Source organism: Bacillus cereus group sp. MYBK14-1 (assembly GCF_051916885.1).
GTDB classification, from domain to species: Bacteria; Bacillota; Bacilli; order Bacillales; family Bacillaceae_G; genus Bacillus_A; species Bacillus_A cereus.
Genome location: NZ_JBQAHM010000003.1, coordinates 389,872 through 414,017 on the forward strand (window position 1 = coordinate 389,872; position 24,146 = coordinate 414,017).

Below are 24,146 nucleotides of genomic sequence, written 5' to 3' on the forward strand. Positions count from 1 at the left end.
GTTACATCATTTCACTAAACGATACTCCAACTGAATTTCATGTAAAATTGGGATATTATCATATCCCATACGTGGAATTTCTTTCTTTATTTTTCGTGCCTCCTCTACCGCATTCACATATAAATTAGTCATTACAAAATTACGTTGTTGGTAAAATCGTAACGCATTCATATTATCATTTGTTGTAATAAGCCAAACCTGTCTGCACCGTTCTTCTTCTGCAACTTGTAATACACAATCCACAAGTTTCGTCCCTATTCCTTTTCTTTCTTCAAAGCTATCTAGCGATACAATTTCGCATATATTTCCGGTCACTTCATACGTTATAATTCCGATTATTCTGTCATCTGAGAGCGCAACAAATCCTGGCAACTCTTCTAACTGATGTCCCTTACCACGTGAAACCATCAATGAACTTCCCCAGTTCTCACACATGAACATTCGGATTGTTTCTTTCATCGCTGGCGTAATTTTTTGTATATGCAGCATTTCCTATTTCTCCCCTTTTATATCATTGTGATACAATATAAGTGTATCACATGTAACGGTATTTGGAGGATGAGGTAAAGTATGAAACGTTTTTTTGCAGCATTGTTTACTATACTAGGTGCAATAACTGCCCTTGGGATTTTCTTTACAAATAAAGTGATGTACTTAAAGAAAAAAACAGAGGAAGAAGTACTCGAAAGAGAAACGAAAAAACATTTTCGTATAGAGGATTTTGATGCTCTTCATAAAGAAGAAATTCATATCCCTTCACAATTCGGATACGACCTTCACGGATATTACATTCCTGCTGGTCATTCCACCAATAAGTTTATGGTTTTTTGCCACGGTGTAACTGTAAATAAAATAAACTCTGTAAAATATGCAAACTTATTCTTAAAAAGGGGATATAACGTCCTCATTTACGATCATCGTCGTCATGGTAAAACTGGCGGAAAAACAACAAGCTATGGATACTATGAAAAACATGATTTAAAATCCGTAGTTGACTGGCTAAAAAACCGTTTTGGCACCAATATTACACTTGGTATTCATGGTGAATCTATGGGAGCTGCAACACTTCTTCAATACGCAGGACTTGTAGAAGATGGTGCTGATTTCTATATTGCAGATTGTCCTTTCTCTGATTTTCACGGACAATTACAGCACCGTTTAAAGGTTGAATTCCATTTACCAAAATGGCCTTTATTACCTTTAGCAAACGCATTTTTGAAAGTTCGTGACGGTTATACAATTCGTGAAGTTTCACCAATCGACTGTATAAAAAACATTAACAATCCCGTTCTCTTTATTCATAGTAAAGATGACGACTATATTTTAGCTGATATGACAAAAGCGTTATATGAAGCGAAAGAAAATAATAAGCAGCTTTATATTGCAGAACACGGTGCACACGCTTGCTCTTATAACGAAAATAAAGAAGAGTACGAAGCAGCCGTCGATCAATTTTTAAACACATATGTGAAAGAAACAAAAAACAGGCTTGCATAAGCCTGTTTTTTATTGCGCTAAAACGTCTGTAACTTGTTCCATATTTTCAGAAATCCATTGCATTGCATCATCTAACGTTGGGAATTCTGTCGTTTGAAATGTTACTTCATCTTGAAGTAACCAAACATCCTTTGCCTCTTGCCCTACACCTGCAATGGACCAATGTAACAAACTATATGGATGATTATCATTCAAAAATGATGCCCACGTGCGCTCATTTGCAATGTTTCGTAATGTATGTAATTGTTTATCCATCTCTCGTCACCTTACTCTAGTCAGTTATGAAAACTATTATAACACTCTCTTCTTTCTCAAACAAAGTGCTCTTTTTATATTGTCAAGCACTTCCCTTGATTATATGATGAAATTAAGCGTTTGGGAAGGAGGGATAACGTTGGCAAAAGTACAAATTAAAGTAAATGATAATGGCTCTTTTCGCGTTACAGGGGACGTGGAATTAGTCGACTCACAAGGGAATGTATTCCCAGCAAAACCGGCATTTTCTTTATGCCGTTGTGGTTTATCAAAAAATATGCCTTATTGCGACGCTTCGCATAAAGGTAAATTCGAGTCTGTTGTTAGAGCACCAGAGGCAGAATAATTTTACATGTGACATGCACATTTTTTTGTGCATGTTTTTTCTTTTTAGCAACTCCGTTATATCCCTTCTCCTTACAACATTTCTAATACTTTTATTTCCATTCCAGCCTGCATATATTTTCACACAATTCTTCACATTCGAATATTTTTTACTAGCCTTTTATTTTTTTTGTGCTATAATTTGAGCAAACAGCATCCTTCGGGGTCGGGTGAAATTCCCAACCGGCGGTGATGAAGTGAAAACTTCTAAGTCCGTGACCCGTTTTCAACTCGAAAACGGTGGATCTAGTGAAACTCTAGGGCCGACAGTATAGTCTGGATGGGAGAAGGATATGTTTCTAGTTTTTTATATAGTGAATACACTTTTATTTCAGTATGCATATTTTTAAAGATTCATTTTGATTCTTTATATATGTTTAATTTTCTATACTTATTTTTTATACTGAAATAAAAAGAGACAACTAGCGTTTAAAAATTCGATATTTTGCTAGGTTTTTTCCTTATGCAGAAATATCAATTATCGTTAGGTTTCTTTCCTATGCTTTCGTATTCAAACTATATTTCTAGAAATCACGTCTCCCAAACCCCAAGGATATTAAATCCTTGGGGTTTTTTGATTTTTTTAGGAGAGGTGAAGAAAATGACAGATCAAGAATATATGAGGATTGCCCTGCAGTTAGCAGAAGGGACATCAGGACAAACAAGTCCAAATCCTATGGTTGGTGCTGTTGTTGTAAAAGATGGAAACATCGTTGGTATGGGGGCTCATTTACGAGCTGGTGAAGAACACGCAGAAGTTCATGCCCTTCAAATGGCTGGTCAGAACGCCAAAGACGCTACCGTTTATGTAACACTGGAACCGTGTAGCCACTTTGGAAAAACACCACCTTGTTGTGAATTGCTCATCGAAAAAGGAGTTAAGCGTGTTGTAATTGCTACTCTCGATTGTAATCCGCTCGTTTCTGGTAACGGAAAAAGAAGATTAGAGGAAGCTAGAATTGAAGTAACGACCGGTGTTCTTGAAGCAGAAGCAGTTTTATTAAATCGCTACTTTTTTCACTACATGAAAACGAAGCGCCCTTTTGTAACAATCAAAACAGCGATGAGCTTAGATGGAAAAACAGCAACTGTAACTGGTGAAAGTAAGTGGATTACAGGTGAAGAAGCACGTGCTGATGTTCACCAATATCGCCATACACATGATGCAATTCTTGTTGGAGTGAATACAGTTATAGCTGATAATCCTCATTTAACAACAAGAATTCCAAATGGTGGGAAACATCCTATTCGCGTTGTTTTAGATACCCATTTACGAACGCCACCATCTTCTCATGTTATAACAGATGGTTTAGCACCGACATGGATTATTGTCGGTAAGGATGTAAAGGAAGAGAAGATATCTTCTTATGAATCTAAAAATATAGCTATATTCCAAATGGAAACGAAACATATAGAAATCGAGGACCTTCTTTCCTTTCTTGGAGAGAAACAAATTCTTTCTCTATTCGTTGAAGGTGGCCAATCGATTCATGCAAGTTTCTTAAAAACAAACAATTTTAATGAAATTGTAACCTATATAAGTCCGAAATTAATTGGTGGGAAAGATGCTCCTACTTTATTTGGAGGAAATGGTTTTTCAAAATTACAAAATGCGCTTTCCTTGAAAATTCAAGAGATGAAACAAATTGGTGATGATATAAAAATCGTTGCGAATGCCCGAAACGAGGTGACGAAATGTTTACAGGAATTGTAGAAGAATTAGGAACGATAGCAAACATGCAACAAAGCGGAGAAGCGATGAAATTAACGATTCATGCAAAGAAAATTTTATCAGATGTTCACTTAGGTGATAGTATCGCGGTTAACGGTATTTGCTTAACTGTAACAAGCTTTACAACTACTTCATTTACAGTTGATGCAATGCCTGAAACGATGCAGTCGACATCACTTCGCATGCTTAAACCGCACTCTAAAGTAAATTTAGAGCGAGCAATGGCTGCAAATGGACGATTCGGTGGACATTTCGTTTCAGGACATATTGATGGCATCGGAACGATTTTAAATAAAAAACAACATTACAATGCCGTCTATTACAAAATAGCAATTTCTGATGAACTGCTGCGCTATTGTTTGCAGAAAGGGTCCATTGCTGTTGATGGAACGAGTTTAACGATATTTGATATAGACGAATCTTCCATAACGATTTCACTCATCCCGCACACAGTAAGCGAATCTGTCATTGGAGAAAAAAATGCCGGAGATATCGTAAACATTGAGTGTGACATGATTGGTAAATATATCGAACGCTTTATTACTAAACCTACAAAACGAGTAGGTTCAATGACCGAAAGCTTTTTACAAGAAAACGGATTTCTATAAGGGGGAAGCACAATGTTTCATCGTATTGAAGAAGCTCTAGAAGATTTAAAACAAGGTAAAGTCGTTATCGTATGTGATGATGAAAACCGAGAAAATGAAGGCGATTTTATTGCTTTAGCAGAGTACATTACACCAGAAACAATTAATTTTATGATTACACATGGCCGTGGTCTCGTTTGTGTACCGATTACAGCAGGGTACGCAGAACGTCTACAATTAGAACCAATGGTATCTCATAATACAGATTCACATCATACTGCGTTTACAGTGAGCATTGACCATGTTTCTACAACAACAGGGATTAGCGCTCACGAACGTGCAACTACGATACAAGAATTGTTAAACCCCGCATCAAAAGGCGCTGATTTCAATCGACCTGGACATATCTTTCCATTAATTGCGAAAGAAGGCGGTGTCCTGCGTCGTGCAGGTCATACAGAAGCTGCTGTTGATTTAGCGAAGCTATGCGGTGCCGAACCAGCTGGAGTTATTTGCGAGATTATAAACGAGGACGGCACGATGGCACGTGTACCTGATTTAATAGAATGCGCAAAACAATTTGATATAAAAATGATTACAATAGAAGATTTAATTGCTTACCGCCGCCATCATGAAACACTTGTGACGAGAGAGGTGGAAATTACATTACCTACAGATTTCGGTACTTTCCACGCAATTGGCTATTCTAACTCATTAGATACGAAAGAACATATCGCACTTGTAAAAGGTGATATTTCAATAGGTGAACCGGTACTTGTGCGTGTTCATTCTGAATGCTTAACAGGAGATGTATTCGGTTCACATCGCTGCGATTGCGGACCACAACTCCATGCAGCACTTGCTCAAATTGAGCGTGAAGGAAAAGGTGTTCTTCTTTATATGAGACAAGAAGGAAGAGGCATTGGGCTTCTTAATAAGCTTCGTGCTTATAAATTACAAGAAGAAGGATTCGATACTGTAGAAGCAAATGAAAAACTCGGCTTCCCTGCTGATCTTCGTGATTACGGTATCGGAGCACAAATATTAAAAGATTTAGGTTTACAAAGTTTACGATTATTAACGAATAACCCAAGAAAAATTGCTGGCTTACAAGGTTACGATTTAGAAGTAGTCGAGCGTGTACCGTTGCAAATGCCAGCAAAAGAAGAGAATAAATCGTATTTACAAACGAAAGTAAACAAATTAGGACACTTACTAAACTTATAATTAAAGGAGAGATTTATTATGGTATTCGAAGGTCATTTAGTTGGTACAGGATTAAAAGTTGGAGTTGTTGTTGGACGTTTTAACGAATTTATTACAAGTAAGTTACTTGGCGGCGCTTTAGACGGATTAAAGCGTCACGGTGTAGAAGAAAATGATATTGATGTTGCTTGGGTTCCTGGTGCATTTGAAATTCCTTTAATTGCTAAAAAGATGGCTAGTAGCGGAAAGTATGATGCTGTTATTACATTAGGTACTGTAATCCGAGGTGCTACAACTCACTACGATTACGTTTGTAATGAAGTAGCAAAAGGTGTTGCGTCTTTATCACTACAAATGGACATCCCAGTTATTTTCGGCGTATTAACGACAGAAACAATTGAACAAGCGATTGAACGCGCAGGTACGAAAGCTGGTAATAAAGGATATGAATCAGCTGTTGCTGCAATTGAAATGGCTCACTTATCAAAACAATGGGCATAAAAAAAGAGGCTACGGCCTCTTTTTATTTTTTCACCTTTTTTTGTACATCTTTTATTAATTCATTCATCGTTTTTCCTTCTGTTTTTATATGAAGAGCTTGTGCTGTTCTCCATACATTCTCTCTTTTTTTCGCTTCTTCTATAATAGTAATTTCTTTTCTAACTTCCTTTAAATCTTTTCCTTCCGTTTTCAATCCAAAATGTTCAGCTTTCGTTCGAAAGTGTTGTTCGATTCTTTGTTGCATCTCTTTTTGTTCAGGATTTTCAGCAGCCTTAACTGGATCAGAACTTATTGCTTTTATTAAAATTAAACAAGTCATAATCGCTAATATGTATTTGTACATGTAAAATCCTCCAACCCAATATAAATTACATATTTACTATGTACAACTAGGGCTTGGAAAATTCGTTCACAAAAATTCTTTTTTTCGTTCAAAAACCAATAGTAACAGGCGTTCACAACTATTTATTACATTTTATTTACAAAAAAAGCAAACCCTTTTACAAGTTTGCTTTTTCATCTATCTTATAATGCACACTCTTCAATTTCAAATCCTAAATCTGCAATCATACCCCAGTCTGCAGTCGGCTCTTGTCCAGCTGTCGTTAAGTAGTCCCCGACAAAAATAGAATTTGCTGCAAATAAACCGATTGGCTGTACAGAACGTAAATTGATTTCACGTCCTCCTGAAATACGAATTTCTTTTGTCGGGTTTACAAAACGCATCATTGCCAGTACTTTTAAACATTCTACTGGCGTTAACTCTTTTTGCCCTTCAAGAGGTGTCCCCTTTACAGCAACAAGGAAATTACAAGGGATAGAATCTGCATCTATACGTTGTAATTCAAATGCAATTTCAGCACGCTCTTCAATTGTTTCTCCCATGCCAAAAATCGCTCCAGAGCATGGGGAAATGCCCGCTTGTTTTGCTTTTTGAACTGTATCAACACGATCATCATACGTATGAGTTGAACAAATACTATCGTAATTATTTGCATGTGTATTTAAGTTGTGGTTATAACGGTGCACGCCTGCTTCCGCTAAACGTCCTGCTTGATCTTCATTTAAGAAACCTAAACAACAACAAATCTTCAAGTCTGTCGTTTCACGAATTTCCTTAACTGCTCCAATTACGTGATTTACCTCTTTATCCGTCGGACGACGACCAGACGCTACAATACAATATGTACCTGCTTTACGGCGTATTGCTTCATGTGCCCCTTCTACAATCTTCTCCTGCGTTAACCATGCATATTTATCAATCGGTGCTTCTGAAATAATAGACTGTGAGCAATATCCACAATCTTCAGGACATAATCCAGATTTCGTATTAATAATCATATTCAATTTTACTTTCTTACCAAAGTGATGATGGCGAATAATGTAAGCCGCATTCATAATTTCTAAAACTTCTGTATCATCAGCTTCTAATATCGCTATTGCATCTTCTTTTGTAATCATCTTCTCTTCCACTACGTCGTATGCAAGTTTTTTCCAATCCCTTTTTGTTTGTACTTGTTTCATTTCATCTCTTCCCCTCTTTTGTTATATGTATAAATAAAGCATGATACGTTGCCATTATCCCTTCATTTCCCGTGAAGTCTCTTTGGTATATGCGTAGCATCGCACGAAAGAGTGAGGGACTTTGACAATATGATCCTTCATTGCTATTAGTTGCTCCTACTTTTCGAATAGAATGCAGAAACTCCTTAACTTCTGTAAAACTCTCTATGTAACATGTTTCAGAAACATGCACATCCCCTGTTTCTATCTTACATATATGAAGCAACTGATCTTTTGAATAAAAACGTTGACCAATCGATGTTTCATTTTTTATATTTCTTTCTTCTTTCGCACGTTGGAACGAAGCATGCAATTCTTTAAATGTTTCATGTCCAAACGTTGAAAAGAGTAATATCCCATCTATAGACAAATGTTGAAATAAATTTCTTAACACTTGTTGTAAATTATTTAACCATTGAAATGTAGCATTTGAAATAATGACATCATATGATTCTTCTAATCGTAATCGCTCAATATCTTCACAGTGAAACGTTACATTTTTTACATTTTGTCTAGTTTGCGCAATCGCAATCATACTTTCAGCAAAATCAACTGCTGTAATATGTGATTTCGGAAATAACTTTGATAATTGCTCTGTTACATACCCCGTCCCGCATCCTAGTTCTAAAATACGTATTGATGCCGTTTCACTATATCGTTCCTTTAAGATTGAAAGTAATGAATGTGCCATCTTTTTTTGTACATTTGCATATCGATCGTAAGATACGGCTGCCCCATTAAACCGTTTTTGTAGTAACGTTTTGTTGATCATGTCGTATCCCCTCTACAAATTGAATTATCTCATTTGCGCAATATTCAAAATTCGTCACACATAATGCATGCCCTGCTTCACTTACTACTTTCAGCTCGCTGCTGCTATTCTCCGTCATACTACGTGCCGCAGACAATGGGCATATTACATCCTGTTCTCCGTGAATAAGTAGTATAGGTACTTTAATTTCTTTTAGTTCTTCTCTCATATCTGTTTCTATTAAATAATCTAAACCTAGTTGTAAAGACTGAATAGAATCACCTTTAAAACGGTCTACAATGTCTTCAAAGTTTTTATTCTCTTTTAGCTCATCTTTCGTAAACATATTTTCATAAAACCGCTTGAGCGTATCTTCTTTCCTTCTCGCCAAATTCCTTTTCAGCCGTTCTACATGCAAAGCATTCCATCCGTTACTGTAATCGCTCGTATTTGTAAATTTAGCAGTACCACCAATTAATACGATGCCTTTTGCCTGAATCTTTTTATAAGCTTCAACTGCTGCTAACGCTCCTAGTGACCATCCAACTAAAATTACGTTGTCGTTATGCGCTACATCTATAATTCGTTCCGCAAATTCACTTCGTTCTTTCACATTACGCCAATCTATGCATTGAACAGAATATCCTTTAAAATACGGAAGTACTAAATCCCAAATATTCTCTTCCATTCCCCATCCGGGGATAAAAATAATCTTTAGCTCATTCATACGAAAAGCTCCTCTTCTTTCGCAATGTGGATAATTCGGTCAATAGCCCATTTTAAATCAGCTATTGTATGTTGCGATGTAACTGCAAAGCGAATTCGAGAACTATGAACCGGCACAGTTGGCGGACGAATTGCAATAGCCGCAATCCCTGCCTCTTGCAACCTTTTACTAAACCGTAAAGCATGTTCATTTGAACCGACTACAATCGGTACAATATGAGTTGAACTATTTCCAATATCAAAACCAGCATCCCTTAATTTAGTTCTGAAGTATTCTCCGTTTGCTATAAGGTTCTCTCTTCTTTCGTTATCTTCTTTTACAATTTCAATTGCTTTTTGCACTGCTCCTAACGTACTTGGTGGTAAGGCTGTAGTAAAAATAAAGCTTCTCATCATATTTTGTAAATACTCTATATAAATTTCATCACCTGTCAAATACGCACCATAACACCCTAAAGCCTTGCTAAACGTCCCCATATGTATATCAATTTTTTGAGAAAGATTTTTTTCTATATGAGATAACCCAGCTCCGCCGATTCCATATATTCCACTCGCATGTGCTTCATCGACTATAATGATTGCCCCGTATTTCTCTTTCAGCTGTACTAAATCTCTCAAATACGCAGTATCACCGTCCATACTAAAAACGGTATCTGTTACGATTAATTTCCTTTTTTCAGGCGAAGCCATTTTCAACAACTTCTCTAAATGATCCAAATCATTATGACGATACCTTTTATGCTCTGCCCCGCTTAATATGATTCCATCAACAATACTTGCGTGATTTAACTTATCACTAAAAACAATATCGTGCCGAGAGGCTAAAGAAGATATGGCACCTATATTTGCCGTATACCCACTATTTACAATTAAAGCTCTTTCAGTACCTTTCCAGTCACATATGCTTCTCTCAACCTCTTCATATAATAGATGATTTCCTACAACGAGACGAGAGGCAGTCGCTCCAGTTCCATATCTTTTTGTACAGGCAATAGCAGCTTCTTTTAACCTTTCATCTCCAGCTAACCCTAAATAATTATTTGACGCTAAATTTAACATCCTTTTTTTATCTCGAATAAGCCAAGTCTCTTCTGCCTTCTCTGTTACATGCAAATCACGATACTGCCCTTCCTCATGTAATTGTTGTAATTTACATTGAAGGTGCGCCCGCCACGTTTGATTCATTTTGGATAAACTCCTCTAATTTTGAAATCATAATATGTTCTTTTGCAGATTCTAATACTTCTTCTTTCGTAAACTCACCTGCAAAGAATGGTAATAATCCTAAAACTGGTACCCCGCTCAGCTCTTCAATCATCTCTTTATTTTCTTGCACTCTTTCCATTTCACATTCTTTGCAACCTGATAAAATGACACCCGCTACGGTTAAGCCATGCGCCTTTGCGTAAGCAATCGTTAACACTGTATGATTTACTGTTCCTAATGTAGGACGAGCTACTACAATAAGAGGCAACTGTAATTCTTTTGCAAAATCAATTACTAAAGCATCTTCTGTATATGGGACAGCAAGCCCACCTGCTCCTTCTACAAATAAGCTATTAAACTCTTTTAATAGTTCATTATAGTAATCAGTAATTTCTTTTAACTTTACTACTCTTCCAGCTCTTTTCATGGCAAGTCTCGGAGCAAGTGGTTCTTCAATAGAATAAGGGCAAATTTCATTTTCTTGTGTCGGTACACCTGATAATGATTTTAACCTTGCCGCATCTCCCTCAGGGTTTGATGCAACATGCCCACTTTGCAACGGTTTATATACCCCTACGTTATATCCTAATTCTCTAAATACACCTGCTATAGCACCTGCAACTACTGTTTTTCCAACTTCAGTATCAGTTGCTGTTATGAAAAAACCACTCATTATTCTCCCTCCGTAACATCCGAGATTGCCTTATATAAAATGCGTAACATATCATCAATTTCTTCAAAAGTAGAAGCAAGTGGCGGCATAAATACAATCGTGTTACCTAGCGGTCGTAAAATCATACCCAGCTCTCTTGAGCGTTTACATACTTGAACACCGACTCTCTCTGTCCAGTCAAACGCTTCTTTCGTTTCCTTATTCTTCACAAGCTCAATACCAACCATTAATCCGCACTGACGAATATCACCTACATGTTTATAAGCAAAGAGCTTTTCTAATTGCGCTGCCACATAATCCGTTTTACGTGCCACTTCTTCTATTAAATTTGTTTTTTCATATAGTTCTAGATTCGCGATTGCTACGGCACACCCTAACGGATTGCCTGTGTAGCTATGTCCATGGAAAAATGTTTTTTGTTCTTCATATTCTCCTAAGAAGGCATTATATATTTCATCTGTCGTTACCGTAACTGCAATTGGTAAATATCCACCTGTTAAACCTTTCCCAGCAGTTAAAATGTCTGGCGTCACATTTTCATGTTCACAAGCAAACATTTTCCCTGTACGCCCAAATCCAGTTGCTACCTCATCTGTAATAAATAATACATTGTACTTAGTACATAAATCGCGCAGTCCTTTTAAATATCCTTTTGGCATTGTAATCATCCCGCCAGCACCTTGCATTAATGGCTCTACAATGATGGCAGCTACTTCTTCATGCTTTTCTTTCAACAATTCTTCCATTTCTTCTAAATGGCTTTTTACAATTTCCTCCTTATTATTTCCGTAAGGAGAACGATATGTATATGGATACGGCATTTTAATCGCATCAAATAAGAGCGAACTATACACTTGGTGAAACAAGTCTATTGCTCCTACTGAAACAGCTCCAATTGTATCACCGTGATATGCTTCTTTTAATGTAACGAATCTTTGTTTCTTTGGTTTCCCTTTATGCTGCCAATATTGGAAAGCCATCTTAATTGCAATTTCAACAGCGGTAGAACCTGAATCAGAATAGAATACCTTCTTCAATCCATCTGGTACAACCTCAATAATTTTTTCTGCTAATAAAATAGATGGAACGTTAGCAAGTCCTAGCATAGTAGAATGAGCAATTTTATTTAATTGCTCACGAATTGCTTCATCTAATTCCGGTACTTGATGTCCGTGAACATTTAACCATATAGATGAAACACCATCCCAATATTCATTACCATTTACATCGTATAGCTTTCTTCCCTCTCCACGTTCAATAATGACAGGATCTTCTTCTAAATAATCTTTCATTTGTGTAAATGGGTGCCATACGTAAGCTTTATTTTTCTCTGCTAATTCTTCATATGTATAAGATGATTTTTCAATCGTTTTACTATTTATTGTCACAATTGTCACCCCTAATGTTAACTTGTTTACAAATAAAGTTAACATTAAATCTGAATGACTGTCAATTATTTTAAAATCAAATAGTTCTTAAAAAAGAACAACTTATCATACGATAAGTTGTTCTACTTTCCATGCTGTATCTTTCCAATTTCTAAAATAATTTCTTCATCTTTTTTTCCCTCTGTATTAATTCCAAGCTGCTTCGCATGCTCAATTAATAAATCATGACGCTGCTCAAATCTAGCCTTATTTACTTCTTTCGTAATTTCTTCTTTTGTTTTTCCATCACTAGAAACCCCTAGTTTCGTAGCTGCTTTCTCCATCGACTTCTTCTCTTCCGCTTCTTTCGCTTTCTTCACTTCTGACTGCTGTACTTGCTTTTGCTTCGCTTGCTCTGATTCAGCTGCAAAAGCTGTGTAAATGCCAGCACTTCCGCCAATGACTAGTAAGGTGGTAAAAAGAATTATTTTTTTCTTCACTCTTTCCTCCCCTTTCAAATTCATTATAACGCACATTTTTTAGTGTTAAAACCTATCTCCTTTATTTCCCTAAAAAAATATCACATATTTTTATTGACATGTATGATGAATATATGATAAAAATTTAACTAACATCATATGAATCGGCGTTGATAGGATTTAGTAGTATTTCGATTTCTGATTTCAGAGAGCTGGTGGTCGGTGCGAACCAGTACAGAGCGAATTATGAATTACCCCCTGGAGCTTCTTTTACGAAACGTAAGGAGTAGTGAAAGACGGTTATAGACCGTTATGTCTAAAGAGTGGTGAAACGAAACTGTTTCACAATTTAGGGTGGTACCGCGAATTTTTCGTCCCTGCATATATTGCAGGGGCGTTTTTATTTTATAAGCGCATATCATATGACCCTTTATTTTGTGATACATTCATTTCACAAGCTAGGGTGGTACCGCGATTTCTTCGTCCCTGCATAATTATATGCAGGGACGTTTTTTTATCCAATCATTTCCGTATCATATAGAAGGACTAACAATTACCGTTAATTTGTCACAAAATTCTAAATTTTAGAAGGAAATATACAATATTGGCGAATTTTATATAAAAAAGAGCTATTTCACATTACTTAGGAGGGGAAAACAATGGTTTCAAAAATTGAGTCTGTTCTTTTAACAATTTTTATCTTTTTCTGTATTGGTTTTAGTGTTATTCAATTAGAAGTTTCACCACACATCCCAATTTTATTTGGTATCGTTCTTTTATTAGCATTTGGATTCTTGAAGAAAATCTCTTGGTCTACTATGGAGAAAGGGATGATTAGTAGTATTTCAGCTGGCATTCCATCTATATTTATTTTCTTACTTGTAGGCGTATTAATTAGCGTTTGGATCGCAGCTGGAACTATTCCCACTTTAATGGTATACGGCTTCCAACTTGTATCTCCAAAAATTTTCGTTCCAACTGTTTTTGTTGTTTGTGCAATTGTTGGAACGAGTATCGGTAGTGCATTTACAACTGCTGCAACTGTAGGACTTGCCTTTATGGGAATGGGTACTGCCCTTGGATACGATCCAGCTCTTATTGCTGGTGCAATTATTTCTGGTGCATTCTTCGGAGATAAAATGTCTCCTTTATCTGATACAACAAACTTAGCGCCTGCTGTAACAGGTGTAGATTTATTTGAACATATTCGTAACATGCTTTGGACAACAGTGCCAGCTTTCATTATTGCTTTTATCGCATTTTTCATTTTAGGAAGCGGATCTGGTGGAAACGTTGATTTCTCAGCATTTATTAACACACTAGAAAAAAATGCAACGATTTCTATCGTTACACTGATTCCTATTTTATTACTGTTCCTATTCGCATTTAAAAAGGTACCCGCAGTTCCAACATTACTTGCAGGAATTGTGGTAGGGATTATTATTCTCTTTATTTTTAAACCTAGCACTTCTTTAGCTGATTTAATAAAAATTATGCAAGACGGTTACGTTTCTAAAACTGGTATCAAAGACATTGACAGCTTATTATCTCGCGGTGGCCTGCAAAGTATGATGATGTCAATTGCTCTTATTTTCCTAGCTCTTTGTATGGGAGGATTATTACAAGGAATGGGTATTATAGCGCAGCTGATGAATATTATCTCTAGCTTCGTAAAAACTAGTACACGCTTAATTATTTCTACTGCTTCAACTGCAATTGGTGTAAACTTCTTACTTGGTGAGCAATACTTATCTATCGTTTTAACAGGACAAGCATTCGCTAATAAATACGATGAAGTCGGTTTAGAACGTCGTAATTTATCACGAGTATTAGAAGATGCTGGTACAGTAATTAATCCACTCGTACCATGGGGTGTAAGTGGCGTATTCTTAACAAACGTTCTTAGCGTTCCAACATTCGATTACCTGCCATACGCAATCTTCTGTTTAGCATGTCCAGTCGTAACCATTATCGTCGGCTTTACTGGATTCGGTCTTTCATGGAAAAAAGAAAAAGCAGTACCAGTTTCATAATATAATAAAAAGGATTACCAAATCGGTAATCCTTTTTATATTTCTCGACTATCTATTCGCTTTCTTTCTTCTAAATAACATAAGTAATCCCGCTCCAACAAACGCAAGACCCGCTCCAATTGTAGAAGCAATACTTGCACCTGTTTTCGGTAAATCACGTTCATCTTTTTCAGCTTCTTTATTTTCACTTACAGTTGTTGTTGTTTCTTTTTTATTTTGATCAGCTGTTGTAGTTTGTCCAGATCCAGTATTGTTTCCATCTTGTTTTGGTTCATTACCATTATTACCTTCTTCTGTTGGTGGTGTTGGGTTTTCTCCATTACCTGTTGACGGTGTCGTTGGGTTTTCTCCACCACCTGTTGGCGGTGTCGTCGGGTTCTCTCCATCACCTTTCGGTGGTGTCGTCGGATTTTCTCCACCAGTTTCTTTATCATCATTTTTCTTCGTTATATCAATTGCATATTTAGCAAATTCATTTTCAGATGGTCCAACATATGATATGTTCCCATCTTTCTTTATATACTTTTGTGCATTTGGTGAAGAATCAAATGTTGTATTTAATTTATCTGCAACAATCGGTTTAAACGTCCAATTTTGATCAGCTGCTGGATCAATATTTTTTATTTTTTGCATATACTTCACAATGATTTGACGTGTTTCATCTTGTGATTGGTATACAACTTCCCCTTCACTTACACCTGGGAACGTTTGACTACTTCCACGATAGTTATTTGTAGCGACAATGAACTTTTGATCATCAGCTACTGGCTTACCTTCATATGTCATATTTACAATACGATTCGTATTTGCATTTACAACTTTTCCATCTTTATCGTATTTCGCTGGTTGTGTTACATCAATTTCGTATTTTAAGCCATCTAAAATATCAAAGTTATATGTAGGATAGCCTATATTTACTAACGGCTGTTCTTCTGTTTTCTTTGGATCAATTTGATTAAACTGACCTGCAGACATTTCAAGCCATTCTTTCACTTGTGCCCCATTTACTTTTACAGCATATAACGTATTTGGATACACGTATAAATCTGCAACGTTTTTAATTGCTAACGTTCCAGCTGGAATATCCGTATAATATGTAGCACCGTTTCGGCCACCTGCTTTAAATGGTGCGCCTGCAGATAAAACCGGAATATCTTTAATCTCTTCGTACTCTGGTTTTTTAAGTTCTTGTTCTACATACCATTTTTGCGCATTTGTCACAATTTGTACGGAAGGATCATCTTGTACTAATGAAAAATAACTATTAATTGGTGCTTTCGTTTTACCTACAGGTGTATTTACATAGTCGATTGTCGCTTGATGCTCATCTTTAATTTCATTAACTAATTTTTGATCAGATTCTACTAATGGGGTACCTTTACTATTAGCAATCGGGCGAAGTTGTGGCTTAGATTGATCTTTTTGTACTTCCCATTTTCCGTTTACCTTTTTCAATTGCATATCAATAATACCTAAGTTACTACCAAAAACACCAGGCATTACGACTGGAACACCATTAAATACATCCTTCACTTCAGTATGTGAATGTCCCATTAATACTGCATTTACGCCAGGAACCTCTGTTAAATAATACGACGCGTTTTCCATACCAACGTTGTATCCACTTTTATCAACACCGGAATGAGCTAGTGCAACGATAACATCTGCACCTTCTGCTTTCATTTTTGGTACCATTTTCTTCGCTGTTTCAACTATATCTTTCGCTTTAACTTGTCCTTCTAAATTCGCTTTATCCCAATTCATAATTTGTGGTGGAACAAATCCCATTACACCAATTTTCACTATTTGTTTTTGGCCTGCTTCATCCACTACTTCTTTCTCTAAAATATGATATGGTCTATCAAAGTAATGCTCGTCATTCTCATCATTACCATCATGGTCATCTCTGTAGACATTCGAGTTAATAACCGGAATTTTTGTTTTACTAGTCACTTCCTTTAAATAATCTAAACCATAGTTAAATTCATGATTCCCAAGAGAGATGACGTCATACTTCATTAAATTCATTACACGATATAATGGATGTGTATAACTAGGATCCACAGGATTCTTCTGATCTTTTATTTTATTTGCTACATAATCTCCAAGCGGTGTCCCTTGTAATGCATCTCCATCATCAAATAGGACAGAGTTCTTCACTTCTTCACGTGCTTTATTAACGAGTGTTGCCGTTTGTACGAGACCTACTTTATTATCTGTTTTCGTTTGATAATAATCGTAATTCATTAAGTTAACGTGAATATCTGATGTTTCTAGAATTCGTAATTTAACTGTACTCTCCCCAGCGTTCTCATCTGCATGAGCTGTTGCTGGCATTACTTGCGGTGCTATAACACCAATCGCAAGAGTTGCTCCAGCTAGCATTTTTTTTGACTTTTTCACAAAAAATCCCCCTTATACAATTACCAGAAATAATGAAATGAATCCCTATCTGTCTCTAACCACATACCTTTTTTCTTCTATTAGAGACACAATTTTCATTTCACCCTGCGCTAACGAGTAGTCCCCTTAAACGCTCGATTGATGAAGACTAACAATTAATAGGAAATAAAGCTCCCACTAATTAAAATTTCACCTTATCTGACATTATCATATATAAAGTTCTTTCCTATCGTCAATATTTTTTGACAAACTTCAACAAATTTTCTGTAAAGTTATTATAAACTTTTCATAAACATATAATATGCCCTTACATTGCTAATACTGCTGAATATGATACAATTACCAATTACAAGGAGGATGAATTTATGAAAAAAGTCATCTTAACAATTGTTTGTCTCCTCCTTCTGATCATTTCTTATTCTTATTTTGAAAAGAACGACGAGACAAAACAAAATGAACCCGAAGAAAAAACAGAAAAAACATCTACTCCAAGTTGGATTGATAAGCAAACAAACGATTCCTTTTATCATCTCGTACTAGGTGATTCGCTCGCCAAAGGATATGGATCAACACAAGGTGGATTTGCTGAATTAGCCTCTAAACAAATAGAAGCACAAATTCATAAACCAATTACTGTAGAAAACCTTGGGATAAACGGTCTTACAACAGATCGTCTCGCTAAAAAAGTTCAATCAGAAGATGTAAAGCAAAAAATTAGAGCAGCAAATATCATTACCATTAATATTGGAGGAAATAATTTATTTCGCTTAAATCGTGATGTCGGTGTTATAGACGGTATTAAAATGTTAAATAAAGAAAAAGCTCATTTTGAAGCGGATGTAAAAAATATTGTAAAGACAGTCCGAGATCAAAATCCGGATGCTTTACTCATTCTTTCTGAACTCTATAACCCATTACAACTCGATGACTCCATCGCAAGTTATGCAGATATGTTTTTAGACGGCTGGAATGAATCCGTTTATTCCATTGCAAAAGTGAATCAACCATCTATCGTTTTGCCAATTCGTAAATTAATATCGAATGATAAAAAAGAATTGCTCTTTGACCAAGTACACCCAAATGATAAAGGCTATACGATTATTGCCGATTCATTTACAAAAAAAGTGTTGGCCTACAAATATTAAAATTCCCATGAAACAATTCTATTTTTATAACATGTCTTTTTTGTTACAATGAGAGTGGAAGGGGGCCTTTATATGGAATCACGCGAGTGGGAACGTATTGTTGATCATCTTCTTTCGCTAGTGCCTCTTTTTTATCGCAAATTTATGCTTCCTGGAGAATTTTCTTCTCAAAGACATATGCCGCCATCACATACACAAGTATTACTGCTTTTGCATGAAAACGGCACATTAGCAGTTTCCGAAATCGGCAAGCGGCTAGCGATTTCACGGCCTAACATGACACCTCTATTAAACAAACTTATTCAAGAAGAACTAATAGAGCGTCATTATAGCGAAAAAGATCGACGGGTCATTTTAATTTCCCTAACAGCTGAAGGGAAATTATTAGTAAATCAGTATCAGCAATTCATTTTAGACAAACTAAAAGAAAATTTCCAAACATTATCTGAGGAAGAGCGCGAAAAGCTCATTCATTCTCTTCAAACCATTCAAAATTTAATTTTGAAAACAAACGTATAAAGCTGCTTCTAAATAGAAGCAGCTTTATGATTCGTAATAGTTACCATAGTACACATTGGAATATGGCCATGTTGTTAAATATGGTTTTTTTTCCTGTGTAGGCTGTTGTTGTGGTAATTGTGGTATTTGTGATAATTGCTGTAATTGTTGTTGCCGATATAATTCGTATTGTCTACTCGTATCATAAACCGGATAATAATTTACATATGGATATACTTGAGGTACGTAATAATAATACATTATCCTCTCCTCCTTTTTCTTAAACATATTCAAAGGAGAAAATGGATGTGACATTGTTTATAATTGTACAAGTGGTTCTCTCACTCGTTTCTTCCTTTTCTTCAAGCGTAACTTACGGTTCTTTTCGTATAAATAATGCACAACGAAATACGAAATGAGACCAAACACAACTCCTAAAATCGTCATTCCAATTAATACATACACTTCACTTTGTAATAAGCTCTTTAATATCGTAAAAATGTGACTTGAAAACAAGTCCGATATCGTAAATGGTTCATGATGAATTTTCTGTACATGAAATGGATAAATCATTTTTCCTAGCGCATACGCAAGCGGAAATAAAAATACTGGGAGAAACGATATTTTCCCAATAATATTGCCAATAACTGCCGCAGGAAAAGATCCCTTTGCTAACCTGACGATTGGATAAAATATTACATATACGAGCGATGCCGTATAAATGACTAACATTTCTAAGCCGAATCCTATAGCAAACCCTAACGATACTTTCTTTGCGCCTTCTGGCGATCGAAGCAACTTATAATATTGAAACTTTAATATTCTCCACATCCGCTGAAAAAACGAATATGTTTTCTTAGTTGTTTTCACCCTCATCATCTCTTTAACTATATTTTTATATGTAGTATGTCCTTACACACTCTGAAAAACAAATTTAGTTTTCTCTTTTATTATAAATGATATCGAAATGGTTAACTAAATATACATATGACATTTTAATATAAAAAAACCTCCCTTTTAGGAAGGCTCTTCTACATTTTTAAATAAACTCACTAATAACGCTTTTTGAGCATGCAATCGATTACCAGCTTGCTCAAAGACGATAGACTGCGGTCCATCTATAATTTTTCCTGTTACTTCTTCTTCACGATGGGCAGGTAAACAGTGTAAGAAACGATATGTTTGCTTCGCATGCTTAACAAGTTCGTTATTGATTTGGTAAGGTTGAAATAAAGAATATTTCTCTTCTTCGCCCTCTTGCCCCATGCTCATCCAAACGTCAGTATAAATGAAATCTGCTTCATTCACCGCTAATTCAGGATTATGCAAAACTTCAATCTCAGCTCCTGTTTCCTTGGCAATCGCTAACGCTTTTTTTACAATCTCTTCATTCGGTTCATATCCTATAGGCGTTGCAACAGTCATATGCATTCCGACTTTTGCACTCGCTAGCAACAATGAATGACATACATTATTTCCGTCACCTACGTAAGCCAATTTTATTCCTTTAAATGTATTTGTTTCTTCATATATTGTCATGAGGTCTGCCAATGCTTGACAAGGATGATGATCATCCGTTAAACCGTTAATAACAGGAATGCTCGATTCTTTTGCAAGCTCTTCTACATCCGCGTGCGAGAATGTACGTATCATAATCCCGTCAATATACTGCGATAATACTTTCGCAGTATCTGAAACAGTTTCTCCTCTTCCCATTTGCATCTCTTTTCCACTTAAAAACATACCATGTCCCCCGAGTTGTACCATTCCCGCTTCAAAAGATACACGAGTACGAGTTGAATGCTTATCAAAAATAAGCCCTAATATTTTGCCTTGTAATAAAGGCTCTTGCTTATTCTTTTTTAAATATATAGCGAACTCAATTAAAGAAATAATTTCTTCTTTCGTTAATTCTTCTAGTGTTAAAAGATCTTTCGTATTTAATTTCGGTACTTGTACAGTTGACATGAAACTTCCCCCTTATATGATTGATACGTTTTTTGTACAAACTACTTTTTTTATTATATATACTGCCTGTTCTAACTCTTCATTCGTGACAATGAGTGGCGGTAATAGTCTTATAACATTAGGGCCTGCTTGTAATACGAGAAGTCCTTCGTTTTCTAGTTGTTCTATAAAACTTGCAACTTCATGCTTACACTCAATCCCAATCATAAGCCCTTTACCACGTATATTTTGAATACATTCGACATGCTGTAATTCCTCTTGCAACTTCTCTAATACGTACTCGCCTTTTTCTTGTACTTCTTTTAAAAACGATGGTTTTTTACTCACTTGCAATACTTCTTTCGCTGCAGCCATCGCGATGTAATTCCCGCCAAAAGTTGAACCGTGTGATCCTGCAGTAAACGACGTTCCGAGCTCTTTCCCGCCAATCATCGCTCCGACAGGAATCCCATTCCCAAGTGCCTTTGCAACGGTAACGATATCAGGCTCTATTCCCACTTGTTCATAAGCGAATAGTGTTCCAGTTCTTCCTATCCCCGTTTGTACTTCGTCTATAATAAATAAGGAACCGAACTTATTACATAATGTTTCAATCTCTTTCAAAAAAGATAGATCAGCAGGTATTACTCCTCCCTCTCCTTGAACTACTTCTACCATTACCGCCGCAACTTCTTCATTCATTACTTCCTCTAATGCTTTAATATCGTTAAAAGGGATATGTAAAAAAGATGGAAGTAATGGACCAAATCCTTCTTTTACCTTATCTTGGCCTGTTGCACTCATCGTTCCAAATGTTCTACCGTGAAAAGACTGCTGGCATGTTACGACGAGAGATTTTCCAGTATGCTTACGTGCTAACTTTAAAGCCGCTTCATTTGCCTCTGCCCCACTATTACAGAAAAACACATAATCTAATGCTCTATTTTCTGTTAATAATGACGCAACTTCTTCTTGTAAGCTGTTTGTAAACAGGTTAGATATATGCCATATATCATCAAGTTGCTCTTGTACACCTTTGAGAACAGTAGGGTGACAATGTCCTAAATTACATACGCCAATTCCTGATGTGAAATCTAAATATTCCTTACCGTTATTATCAATAACTTTCGTTCCAGTTCCCTTTACAAACTCAATAGTTCTTCTGCCATACGTTTGAAAAAGATGACTCGTCATGCAATACTCACGCCTTTCGTTACCGTCGTTCCAATACACTCTCCCGTAACCTCAGTAAAATCTTTTGTACCATTCACAATACTTATCTTTTGCACTCCCATTTTTAATGATGCTAGTGCCGCCTGTACTTTCGGAATCATCCCACCTGTAATAACACCTGTTTCTATAAAAGTTGCAATTTCAGATTCATCCGTTTCCTTTACCAAATTCCCTTCATGTAATATTCCATCTACATCCGTAATAAAAATCAGCTCTTTTGCCCCTAACGCGGCCGCAATCCCAGCTGCAGCATTGTCCGCATTTATGTTATAAATTTCATTACCATTTACCCCGATTGGAGCAATAACAGGAATATACCCCATATTTATTAATCCTTTTAATAAGGCTGTTTCTACATAATTTACTTCTCCCACATATCCTATCTCCTCGCTGACAGGTTGAACTTGAAGTAAATTACCGTCACACCCTGAACAACCTACAGCAAGTAAATTATGCTTTTGTAAATTCATTACGAGTTTTTTATTCGTACTTCCGCATAGCACCATTTGAACAACATCCATAACTTCTTTTGGTGTTACGCGTAATCCATCTCTTTTTTCTACGTTGATGTTACAATCTTTTAATTTGGCATCAATTTCTGGCCCACCACCATGAACAATCACTACTTTATACTTCTGTTGCAATTTCTTTATACAATCAAAAAACACAGCATTTAATTGATTCAACATACTACCGCCGCATTTCACTACAATATAATCGCTCATCTTCTCTCTCCTTATGTACGATAACAAGCATTTATTTTCACATATTCATAGCTTAAGTCACAGCCCCAAGCTGATCCTGTCTCTTCACCTAAGTGTAAGTACACATTAATCACTATTTCATCTTCTTGTAATCTCTCTTTCATTTCTTCTTCAGAAAATGTTTGAGGCTCACTATTTTTTAATACCGATATAGATTGAAGAGTAATGTCAATTGTATTCGGATTAATAGCTACTTCACTTTGTCCAATACTGCTAATAATTCGTCCCCAGTTTGGGTCTTCACCATATATTGCTGTTTTCACAAGACTCGAACCGACTATTTGCTTTGCAATTTTTTTTGCCTCTTCATTCGTTTGAGCTCCTAGCACATTGACTTCTATTAACTTCGTAGCGCCTTCACCATCTTGCGCAATTTTTTTCGCTAAATCTTCACATACCTTCTGTAAAGCACCTACGAAAGTTTCCCAATCTGTATGTTCCATATTTATCGGCCTTGTTTCTGATAATCCACTTGCCATAACGATGACCATATCATTCGTAGAAGTATCTCCATCCACCGTAATTTGATTAAATGTATGATTCGTAATTTGTGATAACGCTGTTTGCAATACGTCATGCTCTATATGAGCATCTGTCGTAATAAAACTAAGCATCGTTGCCATATTCGGATGAATCATCCCTGAACCCTTTGCAACACCCGCAATCGCCACTTTCTTCCCATCAATAATCATTTCATAGCAAGTTTCTTTCGTGATAAGATCTGTCGTTAAAATTGCTTCAGAAAAAGAATATGCTTCACTTTCTTCCTTCGTCGGTATAAGAGTTGCAATCCCCTTTCGGATTATATCCATCGGCAGTGGAACACCAATTACACCTGTTGAAGCTACTGCAACGTAATTTTCTTTCACTCCAAAATGTTCCGCCCCTAACGCGCGCATCTCGTATGCGTCTTGTAATCCTTGCATTCCAGTACAAGCATTTGCATTTCCACTATTAACGATAATTGCTTGTAACTTCCCTTCTGCCGTTATACTATCCTTCGTTACTTGCAAAGGGGCTGCTTGTATTTGATTCGTTGTATACACAGCGGCACATGATGCTGGTACGTCACAAACGATTGCCCCTAAATCCTTTTTCTCCTTTTTCAGACCATTTACAGTACCAATTGCCGAAAAGCCTTTCGGCGTTACAATTGAACCATTTTCTAATTTTGTAATAGACGCTACTTTAATCAT

The 24,146-nt window shown here is 36.3% G+C and carries 26 protein-coding genes, 1 riboswitch and 1 other annotated feature; of the genes, 9 read left to right on the forward strand and 17 right to left on the reverse strand.

All coding sequences use genetic code 11. The annotated features are described in order from the left end of the window. Positions 1-6 precede the first annotated feature (6 nt). Positions 7-489 (reverse strand): GNAT family N-acetyltransferase, encoded by a 483-nt coding sequence (locus ACTFR3_RS11620; RefSeq protein WP_440044430.1) that lies wholly within the window; start codon positions 487-489, stop codon positions 7-9. A gap of 81 nt (positions 490-570) precedes the next feature. Here ACTFR3_RS11620 and ACTFR3_RS11625 point away from each other — a divergent pair, with 81 nt between their 5' ends. Then, positions 571-1,497 carry an alpha/beta hydrolase gene (locus ACTFR3_RS11625; protein ID WP_000819234.1) on the forward strand — a complete coding sequence of 309 codons (927 nt, stop codon included), beginning with the start codon at positions 571-573 and terminating at the stop codon, positions 1,495-1,497. A 9-nt stretch (positions 1,498-1,506) separates the two neighbouring features. Here the strand turns inward: ACTFR3_RS11625 and ACTFR3_RS11630 are convergent, their stop codons facing one another. Next, on the reverse strand, positions 1,507-1,752 hold the full coding sequence (locus ACTFR3_RS11630) for a DUF2552 family protein (RefSeq protein ID WP_000360793.1): 246 nt from the start codon (positions 1,750-1,752) through the stop codon (positions 1,507-1,509). 139 nt (positions 1,753-1,891) lie between these two features. On the opposite strand from ACTFR3_RS11630, the gene ACTFR3_RS11635 reads away from it, so the two are divergent. From ACTFR3_RS11635 to ribH, 5 genes are all read left to right on the forward strand, one after another. Then, complete coding sequence (locus tag ACTFR3_RS11635) at positions 1,892-2,098, forward strand: CDGSH iron-sulfur domain-containing protein (RefSeq protein WP_001151582.1); 207 nt, start codon at positions 1,892-1,894, stop codon at positions 2,096-2,098. Positions 2,099-2,288: 190 nt separating this feature from the next. Beyond that, positions 2,289-2,432, forward strand: a riboswitch (FMN riboswitch). Positions 2,433-2,737: 305 nt separating this feature from the next. After that, positions 2,738-3,850 carry a bifunctional diaminohydroxyphosphoribosylaminopyrimidine deaminase/5-amino-6-(5-phosphoribosylamino)uracil reductase RibD gene (gene ribD, locus ACTFR3_RS11640; RefSeq protein WP_000131986.1) on the forward strand — a complete coding sequence of 371 codons (1,113 nt, stop codon included), beginning with the start codon at positions 2,738-2,740 and terminating at the stop codon, positions 3,848-3,850. Next, positions 3,832-4,476: a riboflavin synthase subunit alpha gene (gene ribE / locus ACTFR3_RS11645; protein WP_000493910.1), complete on the forward strand. Its 645-nt coding sequence runs from the start codon at positions 3,832-3,834 to the stop codon at positions 4,474-4,476. The genes ribD and ribE overlap by 19 nt, the downstream gene beginning before the upstream one ends. A gap of 12 nt (positions 4,477-4,488) precedes the next feature. Continuing rightward, positions 4,489-5,682, forward strand: a complete 1,194-nt coding sequence (gene ribBA / locus ACTFR3_RS11650) for a bifunctional 3,4-dihydroxy-2-butanone 4-phosphate synthase/GTP cyclohydrolase II (RefSeq protein WP_000468981.1) — start codon at positions 4,489-4,491, stop codon at positions 5,680-5,682. Between the two features lie 18 nt (positions 5,683-5,700). Then, the gene (gene ribH, locus ACTFR3_RS11655) at positions 5,701-6,162 is read left to right on the forward strand and encodes a 6,7-dimethyl-8-ribityllumazine synthase (RefSeq protein ID WP_000230895.1); all 462 of its coding nucleotides are present in this window, start codon (positions 5,701-5,703) and stop codon (positions 6,160-6,162) included. 22 nt (positions 6,163-6,184) lie between these two features. Here the strand turns inward: ribH and ACTFR3_RS11660 are convergent, their stop codons facing one another. From ACTFR3_RS11660 to ACTFR3_RS11695, 8 genes are all read right to left on the reverse strand, one after another. Continuing rightward, entirely contained in the window at positions 6,185-6,505 is a 321-nt protein-coding gene (locus tag ACTFR3_RS11660; protein ID WP_000280032.1) for a hypothetical protein, read from the reverse strand. A 182-nt stretch (positions 6,506-6,687) separates the two neighbouring features. Then, positions 6,688-7,686: a biotin synthase gene (gene bioB, locus ACTFR3_RS11665; protein WP_000815856.1), complete on the reverse strand. Its 999-nt coding sequence runs from the start codon at positions 7,684-7,686 to the stop codon at positions 6,688-6,690. 1 nt (position 7,687) lies between these two features. Then, complete coding sequence (gene bioC / locus ACTFR3_RS11670) at positions 7,688-8,497, reverse strand: malonyl-ACP O-methyltransferase BioC (protein ID WP_440044431.1); 810 nt, start codon at positions 8,495-8,497, stop codon at positions 7,688-7,690. Next, a complete protein-coding gene (locus ACTFR3_RS11675; RefSeq protein ID WP_001004172.1) occupies positions 8,463-9,203 on the reverse strand; it encodes an alpha/beta fold hydrolase in 741 nt (246 codons plus the stop codon). The genes bioC and ACTFR3_RS11675 overlap by 35 nt, the downstream gene beginning before the upstream one ends. Continuing rightward, positions 9,200-10,387 (reverse strand): 8-amino-7-oxononanoate synthase, encoded by a 1,188-nt coding sequence (bioF, locus tag ACTFR3_RS11680; protein ID WP_025687582.1) that lies wholly within the window; start codon positions 10,385-10,387, stop codon positions 9,200-9,202. The genes ACTFR3_RS11675 and bioF overlap by 4 nt, the downstream gene beginning before the upstream one ends. Beyond that, positions 10,353-11,081 (reverse strand): dethiobiotin synthase, encoded by a 729-nt coding sequence (gene bioD / locus ACTFR3_RS11685; protein WP_025687583.1) that lies wholly within the window; start codon positions 11,079-11,081, stop codon positions 10,353-10,355. The genes bioF and bioD overlap by 35 nt, the downstream gene beginning before the upstream one ends. Beyond that, positions 11,081-12,514: an adenosylmethionine--8-amino-7-oxononanoate transaminase gene (gene bioA, locus ACTFR3_RS11690; RefSeq protein WP_044307303.1), complete on the reverse strand. Its 1,434-nt coding sequence runs from the start codon at positions 12,512-12,514 to the stop codon at positions 11,081-11,083. The genes bioD and bioA overlap by 1 nt, the downstream gene beginning before the upstream one ends. 77 nt (positions 12,515-12,591) lie before the next feature. Continuing rightward, positions 12,592-12,948: a hypothetical protein gene (locus ACTFR3_RS11695; RefSeq protein WP_000726896.1), complete on the reverse strand. Its 357-nt coding sequence runs from the start codon at positions 12,946-12,948 to the stop codon at positions 12,592-12,594. 140 nt (positions 12,949-13,088) lie between these two features. Then, positions 13,089-13,309: a binding site (T-box leader), on the forward strand. 277 nt (positions 13,310-13,586) lie between these two features. On the opposite strand from ACTFR3_RS11695, the gene nhaC reads away from it, so the two are divergent. After that, positions 13,587-14,960, forward strand: a complete 1,374-nt coding sequence (nhaC, locus tag ACTFR3_RS11700) for a Na+/H+ antiporter NhaC (protein WP_000253730.1) — start codon at positions 13,587-13,589, stop codon at positions 14,958-14,960. A 48-nt stretch (positions 14,961-15,008) separates the two neighbouring features. Here the strand turns inward: nhaC and cpdB are convergent, their stop codons facing one another. Then, the gene (cpdB, locus tag ACTFR3_RS11705) at positions 15,009-17,363 is read right to left on the reverse strand and encodes a bifunctional 2',3'-cyclic-nucleotide 2'-phosphodiesterase/3'-nucleotidase (RefSeq protein ID WP_257115667.1); all 2,355 of its coding nucleotides are present in this window, start codon (positions 17,361-17,363) and stop codon (positions 15,009-15,011) included. A gap of 365 nt (positions 17,364-17,728) precedes the next feature. On the opposite strand from cpdB, the gene ACTFR3_RS11710 reads away from it, so the two are divergent. Together ACTFR3_RS11710 and ACTFR3_RS11715 are read left to right on the forward strand one after the other, a co-directional pair. Then, positions 17,729-18,508, forward strand: coding sequence for a GDSL-type esterase/lipase family protein (locus ACTFR3_RS11710; RefSeq protein WP_000755838.1), 780 nt, complete (start codon positions 17,729-17,731; stop codon positions 18,506-18,508). 72 nt (positions 18,509-18,580) lie between these two features. After that, positions 18,581-19,027, forward strand: a complete 447-nt coding sequence (locus ACTFR3_RS11715) for a MarR family winged helix-turn-helix transcriptional regulator (RefSeq protein WP_000445819.1) — start codon at positions 18,581-18,583, stop codon at positions 19,025-19,027. Positions 19,028-19,051: 24 nt separating this feature from the next. Here ACTFR3_RS11715 and ACTFR3_RS11720 read toward each other — a convergent pair whose 3' ends face one another. The 6 genes from ACTFR3_RS11720 to argJ form a co-directional block, all read right to left on the reverse strand. Further along, a complete protein-coding gene (locus ACTFR3_RS11720) occupies positions 19,052-19,267 on the reverse strand; it encodes a hypothetical protein (protein WP_000291956.1) in 216 nt (71 codons plus the stop codon). Between the two features lie 57 nt (positions 19,268-19,324). Beyond that, on the reverse strand, positions 19,325-19,885 hold the full coding sequence (locus ACTFR3_RS11725; protein ID WP_002005691.1) for a DUF2062 domain-containing protein: 561 nt from the start codon (positions 19,883-19,885) through the stop codon (positions 19,325-19,327). A 138-nt stretch (positions 19,886-20,023) separates the two neighbouring features. Continuing rightward, complete coding sequence (gene argF / locus ACTFR3_RS11730) at positions 20,024-20,974, reverse strand: ornithine carbamoyltransferase (RefSeq protein WP_440044432.1); 951 nt, start codon at positions 20,972-20,974, stop codon at positions 20,024-20,026. A gap of 12 nt (positions 20,975-20,986) precedes the next feature. Then, the gene (locus ACTFR3_RS11735; protein WP_000200552.1) at positions 20,987-22,147 is read right to left on the reverse strand and encodes an acetylornithine transaminase; all 1,161 of its coding nucleotides are present in this window, start codon (positions 22,145-22,147) and stop codon (positions 20,987-20,989) included. Then, complete coding sequence (argB, locus tag ACTFR3_RS11740) at positions 22,144-22,911, reverse strand: acetylglutamate kinase (RefSeq protein WP_001286791.1); 768 nt, start codon at positions 22,909-22,911, stop codon at positions 22,144-22,146. The genes ACTFR3_RS11735 and argB overlap by 4 nt, the downstream gene beginning before the upstream one ends. 11 nt (positions 22,912-22,922) lie before the next feature. Next, positions 22,923-24,146 (reverse strand): bifunctional glutamate N-acetyltransferase/amino-acid acetyltransferase ArgJ, encoded by a 1,224-nt coding sequence (gene argJ, locus ACTFR3_RS11745; RefSeq protein WP_000598393.1) that lies wholly within the window; start codon positions 24,144-24,146, stop codon positions 22,923-22,925.